The organism is Vibrio sp. E150_011 (assembly GCF_053544015.1).
Genome location: NZ_JBHFOL010000017.1, coordinates 37838 through 52399 on the forward strand (window position 1 = coordinate 37838; position 14562 = coordinate 52399).

Genomic DNA, 14562 nt, shown 5'->3' on the forward strand with positions numbered 1-14562 from the left:
TTTTGGTCACCGCTTATGGAGAGTAACGATGGCCGGCGCAAAAGAGATACGTAATAAAATCGGTAGTGTGAAGAGCACTCAGAAAATTACGAAAGCGATGGAAATGGTAGCAGCTTCAAAAATGCGTCGTTCGCAAGAACTGCGCGAAGCTTCTCGTCCATACGCTGAAACTATGCGTAAAGTGATCGGTCATTTGGCAAACGCAAATCTAGAGTACCAACATCCGTACCTAGAAGAGCGTGAAGCCAAGCGTGTTGGTTACGTCATTATTTCTACCGACCGTGGTTTGTGTGGCGGTTTGAACATTAACTTGTTCAAAAAAACCGTCCTTGAACTTAAGGATTGGAAAGAGAAAGGTGCTGAGATTGAGCTGGCAGTAATAGGCTCAAAAGCAACAGCATTTTTCAATAACAGCGGCGCAAAAGTAGCGGCACAGGTCTCTGGTCTGGGCGATAGCCCAAGCTTAGAAGAACTAATCGGTACGGTTGGCGTTATGCTGAAGAAATATGACGACGGCGAATTAGATCGCCTGTATGTAGTGTATAACCATTTTGTTAACACTATGGTACAGGAACCAACGATCGATCAATTGCTACCTTTGCCTAAATCAGACAGCGAAGAAATGCAGCGTGAACATTCTTGGGGCTACATTTATGAGCCAGAGCCTAAACCATTACTAGATGCACTATTGCTTCGTTATATCGAATCTCAAGTGTATCAAGGTGTGGTAGAGAACCTTGCCTGTGAGCAAGCGGCTCGAATGATTGCAATGAAAGCTGCAACAGACAATGCGAGCAACCTGATAGATGACTTAGAGCTTGTGTACAACAAGGCGCGTCAAGCGGCTATTACACAAGAGCTGTCAGAAATCGTTTCAGGTGCATCTGCGGTTTAGCTTAGGTAAAACGAAATAGATAGAGGATTAACGATGGCTACAGGTAAGATCGTACAGATCATCGGTGCGGTAGTCGACGTAGAGTTCCCACAGAGCGATGTTCCTAATATATATGACGCTCTGAACGTAAATGAATCAAAAGAACGTCTTGTTCTTGAAGTTCAGCAACAGCTAGGCGGTGGCGTAGTTCGTTGTATCGTAATGGGTAGCTCTGATGGTTTACGTCGTGGTTTGACAGTTGAGAATTCTGGCGCTCCAATCTCAGTTCCAGTCGGTACTAAGACCCTAGGTCGTATCATGAACGTCCTTGGTGACGCGATTGATGAGTGTGGCGAGATCGGTGCAGAAGAAAGTTATGCAATTCACCGTAGTGCACCAAGCTATGAAGAGCAATCTAGCGAAACTTCGCTTCTCGAAACGGGTGTAAAAGTCATCGACTTGATCTGCCCATTCGCGAAGGGTGGTAAAGTTGGTTTGTTTGGTGGTGCTGGTGTAGGTAAGACCGTCAACATGATGGAACTTATCAACAACATCGCACTACAACACTCAGGCTTATCAGTATTTGCTGGTGTAGGTGAGCGTACTCGTGAAGGTAACGATTTCTACTTTGAGATGCAGGAAGCAGGCGTTGTAAACGTTGAAAACCCTGAAGAATCTAAAGTAGCAATGGTTTACGGCCAAATGAACGAGCCACCAGGAAACCGTTTACGTGTTGCCCTGACTGGTTTGACAATGGCTGAGCGATTCCGTGATGAAGGTCGTGATGTACTACTGTTTATCGATAACATTTATCGTTATACCCTTGCGGGAACAGAAGTATCGGCACTTCTAGGTCGTATGCCATCAGCGGTAGGTTATCAGCCAACTCTTGCAGAAGAGATGGGTGTACTACAAGAGCGTATTGCATCAACGAAATCAGGCTCGATCACTTCGATTCAAGCGGTATACGTACCAGCGGATGACTTGACGGATCCATCACCAGCAACAACGTTTGCTCACTTGGATGCGACAGTTACGCTTAACCGTAGTATTGCTGCAATGGGTTTGTACCCTGCAATCGACCCACTTGATTCTTCATCTCGTCAACTTGACCCACTTGTTGTTGGTCAAGAGCACTATGATGTGGCTCGTGGTGTTCAGCAAACGCTTCAGCGTTATAAAGAGCTGAAAGATATCATTGCGATTCTTGGTATGGACGAGCTTTCTGAAGAAGATAAGCAACTTGTATCTCGTGCTCGTAAGATTGAACGTTTCCTAACTCAGCCTTATCACGTAGCTGAAGTATTTACTGGCGACCCTGGCATCTATGTACCTCTTACAGAGACGTTGCGTGGATTCAAGGGCTTACTAGCTGGTGACTACGATGACATTCCAGAGCAAGCGTTTATGTACTGCGGTACTATCGACGATGCTATCGAGAATGCTAAGAAGCTATAAGGCTAAATAGGAGGCGATATGGCAGCAATAACCTTTCACCTAGATGTAGTCAGCGCTGAGAAAAAGCTTTTCTCAGGTCGTGTTGAGACATTTCAGGTGTCCGGTAGCGAAGGTGAGCTTGGTATTTTCCATGGTCATACGCCGCTGCTGACCGCTATTCAGCCTGGTATGGTGCGTATCGTTAAACAGCACGGCCACGAAGAGTTCATTTATGTCTCGGGTGGTATTGTTGAAGTTCAGCCTGGTACAGCGACTGTACTGGCTGATACTGCAATTCGTGCTGAAGAGCTAGACGCAGCAAAGGCAGAAGAAGCCAAACGCAAAGCTGAAGAGAGTATTTCTAATCAGCATGGCGACATGGACTTCGCACAAGCGGCCAGTGAATTGGCTAAGGCCATTGCTCAGCTTCGAGTGATCGAACTGACAAAAAGACGTCGCTAATTTCGATTAGCCACGATGAGAAAGGCGACCGATTGGTCGCCTTTTTGCTTTATATGCAACGACCTTGTATGCGGCTGCTATATAAGCACTTTCTTATATACATTGTTGTTTTGCGTATTCAACTACGTTATATGACTAGTTTTAATACTTAAAGCAAAAATGTATCGCAACAAAATTAACATTCAGCTCAATCATCGTTAGAATGGATTCAGCTTAAATTAACGTCAGATGGTCAATAATAATGAAATTTAGTGCAGTTGTGCTTGCGGCGGGTAAAGGTACCCGTATGTATTCAAACAAACCAAAAGTATTACATACCCTTGCGGGAAAACCGATGGTGAAACATGTCATCGATACCTGTCAGAATTTGGGGTCACAAAATGTCCATTTGGTTTACGGGCATGGCGGCGAACTTATGCAAAGTACGCTTCGTGAAGAGTCGGTAAACTGGGTACTACAAGCCGATCAACTTGGTACCGGTCATGCGGTTGATCAGGCTTCTCCGCACTTTGAAGACGATGAAAAAGTCCTTGTCTTGTATGGTGATGTGCCGTTGATCTCAGAGCAAACGGTTGAAAACCTGCTTGATGCACAGCCTACAGGCGGTATTGCCTTGCTCACGGTCGTACTTGATAATCCGATGGGCTACGGACGTATTGTGCGTAAAAATGGCCCTGTCGTCGCCATTGTTGAGCAAAAAGATGCAACGGAAGAACAGAAGTTAATTAAAGAGATCAACACCGGTGTCATGGTCGCAACGGGTGGGGATCTGAAGCGCTGGTTATCGGGCTTAAGCAATGAAAACGCTCAGGGTGAGTATTACTTAACTGACGTCATTGCCGCTGCACACGAAGAAGGGCGTGCTGTTGAAGCGGTACACCCTGCTAACCCGATTGAAGTCGAAGGCGTGAATGACAGAGCACAATTGGCTAGACTAGAGCGTGCATTCCAATCCATGCAAGCGCAAACCTTACTAGAACAAGGCGTGATGCTGCGTGACCCGAGTCGCTTTGACCTGCGCGGTCAGCTTCAATGTGGTATGGATGTGGAGATTGACGTTAATGTGATTATCGAGGGCTCGGTTTCCTTAGGTGATAATGTTGTGATCGGCGCGGGTTGTGTCTTAAAAGACTGTGAAATTGATGATAATACAGTCGTCCGTCCATACAGTGTGATTGAAGGTGCGACGGTGGGTGAAGCATGTACTGTCGGTCCGTTCAGTCGCCTTCGTCCGGGTGCTGATTTACGTAATGACGCTCATGTGGGTAACTTTGTTGAGGTGAAGAATACCTGTCTAGGCGAGGGCTCTAAAGCCAACCATTTGACGTATCTTGGTGATGCTGAAATTGGCCAACGCGTAAACGTTGGTGCTGGCGTGATTACCTGCAACTATGATGGGGCAAATAAGTTCAAGACCATCATTGGTGATGACGTATTTGTGGGCTCTGACGCTCAGTTGATTGCACCTGTTACGATCGCCGAGGGTGCGACGGTCGGTGCTGGAGCAACGGTAACGAAAGACGTAGAAAAAGGTGAGTTAGTCATCACTCGCGCAAAAGAGCGTAGAATTGCTAATTGGCTGCGTCCAGTTAAGAAGAAATAGCGTTCCTTAATCGTAAAAAATGGCCTCATTATGAGGCCATTTTTTTTACTTATCCCTTACGAGCAAGGCTTGATGAGCGTTAATGACTAGGGATCGCAATGCGTTTTTCTAACCAGCGCACGGATTGAGATACCAGTAAGATCAACACTAGGTATTCGAGTACAAGGAAGGTATAAATTTCCAAAGGTAAGTACTCATTTACCACCAGCTCATTGGCACGGCGGGTGAGGTCACTGAGTCCGATAACACTGACGAGTGACGACATCTTCAATATATAGACAAACTGATTACCTAGCGGCGGCAGTATTTGCCGAAGAGCTTGTGGCAATATCACCAAGCGCATTTTTTGCCAATAATTAAGACCAAGAGACTCTGAAGCTTCATGTTGACCTCGACTAATCGCTTGAATCCCGCCGCGAAAAACCTCTGCCATAAAGGCACTCTCTGCAATCGTAAGGGCGATGACGCCAGCCCAGAAATGATTGAGAGAGATATCCATCAGTGTCGGCAAACCATAATAAACCCACAGTAGTAACACCAGTACTGGAATGGAACGTACCACTTCTACATACACTCGATTAATGGATTTTAACCAAGTGTTATTGGACAAGGCGGGAAAGGCCACCAGTAGACCAATCGTCATCGCGAAGAGCATACTGAGTAAGGAAACATAAATCGTATCCTTAAAACCAGCCAGTAAGAATTTTATGTTTATCTGACCCTGTTCGGTGGTCGGGTTCAATACATACCAACCCCATTCGTAATCGGAACAGCCTGACAGCAACGGTAAGCACAGCACCATAACAAGTATTCGATAGCTCACAATCGTCCTTAAAATATCCTGAAAAATCCATCTGTTACTGCTATGTTATCAAGGATGAAGCATTTGTGTTTAATAAATTTAGGGATGATTTAATGAAGAAGTGGATACTGGGTGTTGTTATTGCCGTTTTATCTATCGGTCAGGTTTCAGCGCAAACCAGCCGGTTACAAGCTATTTTGGACACGGGTGTATTGCGCGTGGGTACCACGGGTGATTGGAACCCCATGACAATGAAGGATCCAGCAACTAACTCATACAAAGGGTTTGATATTGATGTGACTACTGAACTTGCCAAGGATCTCGGCGTGAAGGTGGAGTACGTTGCGACAGATTGGAAAACATTGGTGAACGGGATCACCGCGAATAAATATGATATTACCGGTAGTGCGTCACTAAACATGTCTCGAGCTAAAGTCGCGGGTTATAGCCAGCCGTATTTTTATTTGGCATTCGTGCCGGTTGTTCAGAAAAAAGATGTTGAGAAATATTCAGACTGGGCTGATTTTAATAAACCTGATGTCAAAGTCGCAGCAACGCTCGGTACGGTACAAGAAAAAATGGTAAAGGATTTCTTCCCTAACGCTGAGCACATTGTTATTGAAGCGCCTGCCCGTGATTTCCAAGAACTTCTCTCTCGCCGAGCGGATGTGTCCGTAACCTCTAATGTCGAAGCGGCGACACTTGTGACTAAATTTAAGCAGCTGGCTATTGTTCCGGTAAAAGAGCCACGTAAACCCACGCCTATTTCGATGTTATTGCCGCAAACCGATCAGGTGTGGATAAACTATGTTAACCATTGGGTTGAGTTGAAAAAGACACAAGGATTTTTTGACGAAACTGCAGAAAAGTGGGGCTTGAAAAGTCTTTAGGAAACAAGAGTAAAAAGGGCGATATTATCGCCCTTTTTTTATTTACTCGTCATTCACGACACGTGAGTTATCAGGAATTGTTAGCTCATTAGTTAGAGCTGGCGTTGCTATGAGGTACCCTAGCCACATTAGCGCTAGGCAACCTAAGATGACATAGCCAACGGCCGTTTGTGCCACGATAGCAAAAGTCGCAACAAGAGCACTCGCTAGGCTGCTAATACCGATCTGAATACTGTTTTGCAGACCAGCGGCTGTTGCCGAGCAATGGGGGGCGCTTGACAGTGCTCGGTTAACAACGATTGGATACAGGGCACCATTGGCAACAGCAAGTAAACAAAATGGCGCTAGGATTGGCCAAACAGTGGTGAGTTGCCACTGACAAGCGACAAAAACAAGTAAGATTGCAACGGTTTCTAGGCCAAGTAACTGCTTTAATACTGTTTCATCACCAAGCTTCGCCACCAGCTTCTTGCCCATATAACCACCCACCATAAAGGCGATTGTTTGTGGGATAAAGCTTAAGCCAATCTCTTTACCTGAGTAGCCTAATTGACTCATTATCTCAGGCATCCCTGTTAGGTATGCAAAGAATGCCGCAGATGCAACCGCATACATTAAGACGTTACCCACGTAGTCTCTTGATCCTATTAAGCTTTTAAGATCCGCTGATACAGAGGTTGATTTTTTCTTTGTTGAGGTGTGATCTTTTATTGATAGTGTCACAGCAGCAAGCAGTGCGCCTGTAATCGCCAGTACCACAAAAATACTGTGCCAACCCCAAAGCTCGGTTAACAGTACGCCCAGCTGCGGTGCTAGCGCAGGAGACAACGCGACGAGTGGCATGATGGTCGCGAATATTTGTTGGCTGGTTTTTTTATCAAATTTATCGATAACCATCGATTGCCAAATCACGGCTGGCGCACATACGCCTACGGCTTGCAGCATTCTTAGTGACAATAGTTGCCACACCTCTTGACTCCAAGCAAGGCCGATAGAGGCGATGGAGAAAATCGCTAAACCAGCAAACAAGGTTTTTCTGTGACCAAAGCGATCGCTGGCCAATCCCCAAACGAATTGCCCTAATCCCATACCGACTAAGAATACGGTCAAAGACAAGGCGATTTGTTCTGGGCCTGTTGAAAAATCCTGCTCAATTAATTTAAAGGCAGGTAGATACATATCAGTGGCAATAAAGCCCAACATAGACAGGATCGACAGGTAGATAAGTTGCAGCTTAGAGATTTTCATGACTATTCCTTTGAAATATTTTCACAGGAATGAGCTGTATACAGCCCATACTGTTTATGTGCTGTATTCTATTTTTGGAATAATTAAAAATAAAACGCTATATTTTGTGGTTATGAATCAAAATTTTTGAAAGGTAAGTTGTGTACTCTCGCCCCTCACTCGAAATGTTAGATATGATCGCTCGGCTTGGAAGCTTTAGTGCGGCGGCTGTCGCCCTTCATAAAGTCCCTTCAGCGATCAGCTACAGTGTACGCCAGATAGAGCAAGAGATTGGCACTCCGCTGTTTAGACGGCTTCCTCGTCGCGTTGAATTGACGCCTGCAGGAGAGGTGTTTATCGCCGAAGCAAGGCGGTTGTTACGGCAAATGGATGAGTTGACCCATCATACCCGTCGTGCAGCTTCTGGCTGGCAAAAGCGGTTAAAGCTGACCTTGGACAACATCGTGAAAGTTGACAAGCTCTCTGAGCTAATCGAAGACTTTTACGCAGAATTTGAGTCAGCTGAACTGCAGATCAATATGGAGGTTTACAATGGCTCATGGGAGGCGATATCAGAGCAAAGAGCCGATATTGTTATTGGGGCGACTTCTGCTATTCCTGTTAGTGGGGAGTATGGCGTGCGACCGATGGGAGACCTGACATGGGCATTGGTGATGGCACCAAATCATCCGTGTGCGATGGCAACCCACCTAGATGAAGAGTTTGCCAGTCAGTTTCCTGCGATTTGCCTTGATGATACCTCGCGAGTTTTACCCAAGCGCCATACGCGGCATAGCGATCGCCAGCGCCGATTATTATTGCCTAACTGGTATTCGGCGATAGAGTGCCTTAAAAATGGAGTGGGTATCGGTTACATGCCTCGCCACATCGCGGTACCGCTGATCAACGAAGGCTTGCTGGTGGAACGCGTAATAACGGGTGATTCGATAGATAGTCAATGTTGTTTGGTTTGGCGTAAAGATGAGAGTAATAAACTGATCCAATGGATGTTGGATTATCTCGGCTCATCATCGCAATTGCACTCAGATTGGCTTAAGTATTGATAGATTCAATATTCTAGTTGCCCTTGATTAAAAATACCGCTACTTTGTCAGTTATTAACATGGTGTTCTGTAAGTTGGTGGTGTGAGATGTCAACGTTGGTCGATAGGAAATGGCAGCTTTTACCGATTGTCGCGCTCTCTGTTGTGATGGTAGGGGGCTTATATGGGTTCAGTATAACCTTAGAGCGTTTAGTTTATGAGTCAGTAAGCCGAAGTACGGAATCATTACTGACGGATGTGATCTATGAGATCCATGAAGACAATCCCAGTTTTACCAATAGTGGTCAAATTGATGACTATATTGGTGATCTGACCCAAGCGGATACGGATACTCGCATACAAGTGATCAATCATGATGGTGTGGTGGTTGGGGATACGGCTTTGTCTGACCGAGCGCTTGTTGATCTTGATAGTCACGCCAACCGTCCTGAATTTCTTCAGGCATGGAAGTCAGGGGCTGGAGAGGATGTTCGATTCAGCTCTGTACTGTCGGTCGACCTTCTTTATTCGTCTCGAAAAGTGAACATCGACCAGCAAGACTATGTTGTGGTGTTATCCGTGCCGATGCATCACCTAAAAAGTATGACATTTCAACTGATGAGTATCTTAGTTGGATTGGCGCTACTCAGTATTGCTATTCTTATTGGCACGTCGCTACTAAGCCACCGCCAAATTATACTCAGTGTGACAGCCGAGAAAAATAAACAAGATGAACGGATTCGTCAGCGCACGCTTGAGATAGAGTTGATGCATCGATTAGCCAATATGCTGGCGGCTTGTAATAACCTAGTTGAAGCTCAGCGGGTGGTAGAAGATATCGTGCCGCGTATTCTAGGTAAGGTTAATGGCAGTATCTCGTTGATGCGCTCATCAAGAAACCAGCTTGTGAATCAACTCGATTGGGGGGAGTCGTGGCCCGGCAGCAAAAGTTTTTCTCCAGATGAATGCTGGTCACTACGTAAAGGGCGCAGTCATTTATCGATTGAAGAGTTTCACCATCTTTCCTGCGAACACATGTCATCGATTGATAATAATCAGACGCTGTGCATCCCATTAACGGCACATGGTAATACGATTGGCATCATGCATTTGTACTTTGGTCAGGGCGACATTGGCGTTGATGAGCTGACGACACAGCTCGCGTATAGTGTGGCAGAGCACCTTGGCTTGGCCTTGGCAAACCTGAGCTTGCAAGAAAAATTGCGCTCGCAAGCCCTGAGCGATCCACTGACCGGCTTGTATAACCGACGCTTCTTCGAACAAAAGCTAACGGAACACACCAACAATTCAGCTACTAGCAGTGAGTCTTTGTCTCTATTGATGTTAGATCTCGACCACTTTAAGCGTTTTAACGACAACTTCGGTCATGATGCCGGTGATTATGTACTTAAAGAGATCAGTTCTCTACTGAAAAGAACCGTAGCTGATGATGAAATAGCCTGTCGACTCGGTGGTGAAGAGTTAGCGGTGATACTGCCGCATTGCGATATGAATGATGCAACGCAATATGCCGATAACATTGTTACCCTTATTAGAACGATGCACCTAGAGCATAAAGGATTATCACTTGGGCAATTGAGTGTCTCTATTGGTGTCGCGACCTACCCTGAGCCCGCTTCTGATATCGAGGCATTGATTAAAATGGCCGACAAAGCGTTGTACTTAGCTAAAGACCAAGGTAGAGATAGGGTGGTGAATTATCAGCAGTACAATGAGTTTAAGTCTCCAGAGCTCGGATTGGTTGAGAATCAGTAGCCCGATAAAACCATAAAAAAACGCCTCGATAGACGAGGCGTTTTTGTGTATTCCCAATGCTAATAACGGGTCTTATTTCCTTTAAGAAAGGAAAAATTGATACGATGAGTTATCGGTTTCATCTTTGCATTGATAGCCCAACTCCCTGAGGTGCTGTGAGAACTCCGCAAGATCGCTATCTTGCAACTCAAAACCACACAGTACTCGACCATAGTCCGCACCGTGGTTGCGATAGTTAAACAGGCTGATGTTCCAATGGGTGCCCAGTGTGCTCAGAAACTTCAGCAACGCACCAGGATATTCTGGGAACTCAAAGCTATACAATCGCTCTTTAAGTGGCTTAGAAGGCTTACCACCAATCATATAACGCACATGCAGCTTCGCCATCTCATCATCAGACAAGTCGACGACTGGATATCCTCCAGTGTCTAAATCTTTAATGATGCCTGCCAGTTCTTCCTGACCCCCAGCAAGACGCACACCGACAAAGATATTTGCCAGTTTGTCGTCATTGTAGCGGTAGTTAAACTCTGTCACCGCCCGGCCACCGATGATGTTACAAAACTCAAAGAAGGCACCTTGTCGCTCTGGTATGGTGACGGCAAGTAACCCTTCACGTTTCTCACCAAGCTCACAACGTTCTGATACATAACGCAAACCATGGAAGTTGGTGTTAGCTCCGGATAAAACCGTGCCGAGCTTTTTATCTTTGAGTGCATGTTGTTCAGCAAATTTTTTCAGGCCTGCTAATGCAAGGGCACCCGAAGGCTCAGCGATGGCACGGGTATCTTCGAAAATATCCTTCACCGCAGAGCAGATCTCATCACTGGATACCGTGATATGGCCATCAATGTACTGTTGGCATAAGCGGAAGGTTTCCTGACCAATAATTTTAACCGCGACACCGTCAGCAAACATGCTCACTCGATCCAAGGCGACAGGCTCACCAGCATCAAGCGCGGCTTTAAGGCAGGCTGAATCTTCCGGCTCGACAGCAATAATCTTTATCTCTGGCATGAGTTGCTTGACGAGTACGGCAACGCCAGCGGCTAAACCGCCGCCTCCAACAGGAACAAAGATATAATCAAGGTGGCCATTTTGTTGTAGCATTTCCATGCCAATCGTTCCTTGCCCTGCAATCACCAGTGGGTGATCAAAAGGAGGAACAAAGGTATAACCATACTCTGCCGACAGGCGTTCAGCTTCTGCTTTTGCTTCATCAAAGTTGTTACCATGAAGGACCACTTTTCCGCCAAAGCTTCTTACCGCATCGACTTTAATATCGGGTGTGGTCTTGGGCATCACAATCGTGGTGCTGATGCCCAATTTTGTACCAGATAACGCCATGCCTTGTGCGTGATTGCCCGCAGAAGCCGCGATCACCCCAGCATTTTTTTGAGCCTCAGTCAGGTTGGCAACCATATTGTAAGCGCCACGCAGCTTGAATGAGTGTACCGGCTGGCGATCCTCTCGCTTGATCTGCACGTGGTTGCTAATACGCGCTGAGAGTCGAGGCATGTCTTGAAGCGGAGTAACGGTCGCGACTTCATAGACAGGAGCCCGCAGTACTTGTCGCAGGTATTCTGCGCCAGTGCTAGGGTAATGGTTGGCTTCACTCATGTCTTATCCCTCGAGCTTAGACTTGTCTCTTACCGCGCCTTTATCTGCACTGGTAGCCATACTTGCGTAGGCTTTTAGTGCGAGAGAAACGACACGTTCACGATTCGCTGGCTTCCAGCCGAGCTTATCTTGAGCGGCACGACGAGCACTCAGCTCTTCGTCAGAAATATCCAGAGTGATCGAACGTTCTGGAATATTAATATTAATGATATCGCCATCGTTGACGAGACCAATAGTGCCACCGCTTGCGGCTTCTGGTGACGCATGACCAATAGAAAGGCCCGATGTGCCTCCTGAGAAGCGTCCATCCGTTAGCAAAGCACACTCTTTGCCTAGTCCCATTGATTTTAGGTAGGTCGTTGGATACAACATTTCTTGCATACCAGGGCCACCCTTCGGTCCCTCATAGCGAATGATAACGACATCACCGGCTTTGACTTTACCGCCTAAAATACCGTCTACCGCATCTTCTTGGCTTTCAAATACGACGGCAGGACCGCGGAATATTAAGCTTCCTTCATCCACGCCGGCTGTTTTGACGATACAGCCATCCAAAGCGATATTGCCGCTCAACACTGCCAGCCCACCTTCTTGGCTGAAAGCATTTTCTTTGGTGCGGATACAGCCGTCTTTACGATCATCGTCAAGACGATCCCAGCGACAATCTTGAGAAAAGGCTTTGGTGGTGCGAATGCCGGCAGGACCTGCGCGGAAGAATTTAAGCACCGCTTCATCTTCGGTTTGCATGATGTCGTATTGTGCCAGTTGTTCTTTCATTGAAAGACCAAGTACGGTACGAGTATCGCTGTTCAATAACCCTGCACGATCGAGTTCGCCAAGAATGGCCATCACGCCACCCGCACGGTGCACATCTTCCATGTGGTACTTCGGTGTGGACGGTGCCACCTTACAAAGATGAGGCACACGACGAGACATCTCATCGATATCATCCATATCGAACGCAATCTCACCTTCTTGAGCAGAAGCAAGCAGGTGCAATACCGTATTACTTGAACCGCCCATGGCAATATCCAAAGCCATCGCGTTTTCAAATGCAGCACGATTCGCAATATTACGTGGCAATGCTGAGGCATCATCTTGCTCATAGTAGCGTTTCGTCAATTCGACGACGCGTTTACCGGCATTGATAAACAACTGCTCACGATCGGCGTGAGTCGCGAGCATGGAGCCGTTACCCGGTTGAGAAAGGCCTAATGCTTCCGTTAGACAGTTCATCGAGTTGGCTGTAAACATGCCAGAGCATGATCCACATGTTGGACACGCAGAACGCTCTACTTGCTCACTTTGCTCATCAGAAATAGTTGGATCGGCACCTTGGATCATGGCATCAACCAGGTCCAGCTTAATGATCTGATCAGAAAGCTTGGTTTTACCGGCTTCCATTGGGCCACCGGAAACAAAGATCACAGGGATGTTAAGGCGCATTGCCGCCATCATCATTCCTGGGGTGATCTTGTCGCAGTTAGAGATACAAACCATCGCATCTGCACAGTGCGCATTCACCATGTATTCCACAGAATCTGCAATAAGCTCACGTGATGGCAGTGAATACAACATACCACCATGGCCCATCGCGATACCGTCATCGACAGCTATCGTGTTGAATTCTTTGGCGATTCCGCCTGCTTTCTCAATTTCGCCGGCGACCAGTTGGCCCATGTCTTTTAAGTGAACGTGGCCAGGAACAAATTGAGTAAATGAGTTCACGACGGCAATGATTGGTTTGCCAAAATCTTCGTCTTTTACACCAGTGGCACGCCAAAGTGCGCGGGCACCAGCCATGTTGCGTCCATGTGTTGTGGTCGCGGATCTATAGATAGGCATTGTACTCGTTCCTTATTTTTCAGCTGCGTTGCTGGTGTCGGCATCTTGAGGGTAAACGTAGTCAAGCCAACCCCATTTATCTTCAGTTGTGCCATTGAATAGGCCAAAGTAAGCGTCTTGCATGACTTTTGTTATTGGACCGCGTTTGCCTTCGCCAACCTCAATCTTATCGACAGAGCGGACGGGCACAATTTCAGCCGCCGTTCCGGTCATGAAAATCTCATCAGCAAGATACAGCGCTTCACGAGCGATGTTGGTTTCGCGAACGTCATAGCCCATGTCTTTGGCCATGGTCATAATACTGTCGCGTGTAATACCCGGTAGGATCGCACTGGTGGCTGGTGGTGTCATGATGATGCCATCTTTGATGACGAAGATGTTCTCGCCAGCACCTTCAGATAGGTAACCATCGACACTGAGAGCGATGCCTTCATCATAACCATGGCGACGAGCTTCACCACCAACAAGTAAAGAAGACAGGTAGTTACCACCAGCTTTTGCTGCGGTTGGGATAGTATTTGGCGCGGCGCGATTCCAGCTTGAGATCATAGCATCTACGCCATTGGCTAGGGCTTCTTCACCTAAGTAAGAACCCCAAGGGAAAGCTGCGATAATCAATTCCATCACTGAGTCTTCAGGAGGGCAGACACCTAAACCGACATTACCAACAAACCCGAGTGGGCGAATATAGGCTGATTCTAGTTTATTCTGACGCACGGTCTCGCGCGTTGCTTCCATGATTTCTTCTTCCGTATAAGGAATTGGGAAGCGGTAAATTTTTGCTGAATTCTTAAGGCGCTTTGCATGCTCTGGGTGACGGAAAATAACCGGACCTTTCGGTGTGTTGTAACAACGCACTCCTTCAAAAACTGACGTACCATAGTGCATCGCATGAGTCAGGACGTGAACGTTTGCCTCAGCCCATGGAACCATTTCACCATTAAACCAAATAAAATCTGCTGTACTTGTAGCCATTTAGCGTT

At 46.6% G+C, this 14562-nt stretch carries 12 protein-coding genes; 7 read left to right on the forward strand and 5 right to left on the reverse strand.

What is annotated here, in order from left to right:
* Positions 1-28: 28 nt before the first annotated feature.
* From atpG to glmU, 4 genes are all read left to right on the forward strand, one after another.
* On the forward strand, positions 29-895 hold the full coding sequence (gene atpG, locus ACE1OE_RS20085) for a F0F1 ATP synthase subunit gamma (RefSeq protein WP_449212101.1): 867 nt from the start codon (positions 29-31) through the stop codon (positions 893-895).
* A gap of 33 nt (positions 896-928) precedes the next feature.
* Complete coding sequence (gene atpD / locus ACE1OE_RS20090; protein ID WP_449212102.1) at positions 929-2332, forward strand: F0F1 ATP synthase subunit beta; 1404 nt, start codon at positions 929-931, stop codon at positions 2330-2332.
* An 18-nt stretch (positions 2333-2350) separates the two neighbouring features.
* Positions 2351-2773 (forward strand): F0F1 ATP synthase subunit epsilon, encoded by a 423-nt coding sequence (locus tag ACE1OE_RS20095; protein ID WP_102470025.1) that lies wholly within the window; start codon positions 2351-2353, stop codon positions 2771-2773.
* A gap of 241 nt (positions 2774-3014) precedes the next feature.
* The gene (gene glmU, locus ACE1OE_RS20100) at positions 3015-4376 is read left to right on the forward strand and encodes a bifunctional UDP-N-acetylglucosamine diphosphorylase/glucosamine-1-phosphate N-acetyltransferase GlmU (protein WP_449212103.1); all 1362 of its coding nucleotides are present in this window, start codon (positions 3015-3017) and stop codon (positions 4374-4376) included.
* A 79-nt stretch (positions 4377-4455) separates the two neighbouring features.
* Here glmU and ACE1OE_RS20105 read toward each other — a convergent pair whose 3' ends face one another.
* Entirely contained in the window at positions 4456-5199 is a 744-nt protein-coding gene (locus ACE1OE_RS20105; RefSeq protein ID WP_102470027.1) for an amino acid ABC transporter permease, read from the reverse strand.
* 92 nt (positions 5200-5291) lie between these two features.
* On the opposite strand from ACE1OE_RS20105, the gene ACE1OE_RS20110 reads away from it, so the two are divergent.
* On the forward strand, positions 5292-6068 hold the full coding sequence (locus tag ACE1OE_RS20110; protein ID WP_102470028.1) for a transporter substrate-binding domain-containing protein: 777 nt from the start codon (positions 5292-5294) through the stop codon (positions 6066-6068).
* Positions 6069-6110: 42 nt separating this feature from the next.
* Here ACE1OE_RS20110 and punC read toward each other — a convergent pair whose 3' ends face one another.
* Entirely contained in the window at positions 6111-7316 is a 1206-nt protein-coding gene (gene punC / locus ACE1OE_RS20115; protein WP_102470029.1) for a purine nucleoside transporter PunC, read from the reverse strand.
* A gap of 140 nt (positions 7317-7456) precedes the next feature.
* Here punC and punR point away from each other — a divergent pair, with 140 nt between their 5' ends.
* Together punR and ACE1OE_RS20125 are read left to right on the forward strand one after the other, a co-directional pair.
* A complete protein-coding gene (gene punR, locus ACE1OE_RS20120) occupies positions 7457-8359 on the forward strand; it encodes a DNA-binding transcriptional activator PunR (protein ID WP_449212104.1) in 903 nt (300 codons plus the stop codon).
* A gap of 87 nt (positions 8360-8446) precedes the next feature.
* Positions 8447-10114 carry a sensor domain-containing diguanylate cyclase gene (locus ACE1OE_RS20125; protein WP_449212105.1) on the forward strand — a complete coding sequence of 556 codons (1668 nt, stop codon included), beginning with the start codon at positions 8447-8449 and terminating at the stop codon, positions 10112-10114.
* 81 nt (positions 10115-10195) lie between these two features.
* Here ACE1OE_RS20125 and ilvA read toward each other — a convergent pair whose 3' ends face one another.
* From ilvA to ACE1OE_RS20140, 3 genes are read right to left on the reverse strand one after another with little or no spacing between them, the layout of a single operon-like run.
* The gene (gene ilvA / locus ACE1OE_RS20130; protein WP_449212106.1) at positions 10196-11734 is read right to left on the reverse strand and encodes a threonine ammonia-lyase, biosynthetic; all 1539 of its coding nucleotides are present in this window, start codon (positions 11732-11734) and stop codon (positions 10196-10198) included.
* Positions 11735-11737: 3 nt separating this feature from the next.
* Positions 11738-13579 carry a dihydroxy-acid dehydratase gene (gene ilvD / locus ACE1OE_RS20135; protein ID WP_449212107.1) on the reverse strand — a complete coding sequence of 614 codons (1842 nt, stop codon included), beginning with the start codon at positions 13577-13579 and terminating at the stop codon, positions 11738-11740.
* A gap of 12 nt (positions 13580-13591) precedes the next feature.
* Positions 13592-14554 carry a branched-chain amino acid transaminase gene (locus tag ACE1OE_RS20140; protein WP_102470034.1) on the reverse strand — a complete coding sequence of 321 codons (963 nt, stop codon included), beginning with the start codon at positions 14552-14554 and terminating at the stop codon, positions 13592-13594.
* Between the last annotated feature and the right edge of the window lie 8 nt (positions 14555-14562).

Excerpts from the sequence above, each read along its gene's own strand:
- atpG (WP_449212101.1), top strand. The coding sequence starts at position 29 with ATGGCCGGCGCAAAAGAGATACGTAATAAAATCGGTAGTGTGAAGAGC.
- atpD (WP_449212102.1), top strand. The coding sequence starts at position 929 with ATGGCTACAGGTAAGATCGTACAGATCATCGGTGCGGTAGTCGACGTA.
- ACE1OE_RS20095 (WP_102470025.1), top strand. The coding sequence starts at position 2,351 with ATGGCAGCAATAACCTTTCACCTAGATGTAGTCAGCGCTGAGAAAAAG.
- glmU (WP_449212103.1), top strand. The coding sequence starts at position 3,015 with ATGAAATTTAGTGCAGTTGTGCTTGCGGCGGGTAAAGGTACCCGTATG.
- ACE1OE_RS20110 (WP_102470028.1), top strand. The coding sequence starts at position 5,292 with ATGAAGAAGTGGATACTGGGTGTTGTTATTGCCGTTTTATCTATCGGT.
- punC (WP_102470029.1), bottom strand. The coding sequence starts at position 7,316 with ATGAAAATCTCTAAGCTGCAACTTATCTACCTGTCGATCCTGTCTATG.
- ACE1OE_RS20125 (WP_449212105.1), top strand. The coding sequence starts at position 8,447 with ATGTCAACGTTGGTCGATAGGAAATGGCAGCTTTTACCGATTGTCGCG.
- ilvA (WP_449212106.1), bottom strand. The coding sequence starts at position 11,734 with ATGAGTGAAGCCAACCATTACCCTAGCACTGGCGCAGAATACCTGCGA.
- ilvD (WP_449212107.1), bottom strand. The coding sequence starts at position 13,579 with ATGCCTATCTATAGATCCGCGACCACAACACATGGACGCAACATGGCT.
- ACE1OE_RS20140 (WP_102470034.1), bottom strand. The coding sequence starts at position 14,554 with ATGGCTACAAGTACAGCAGATTTTATTTGGTTTAATGGTGAAATGGTT.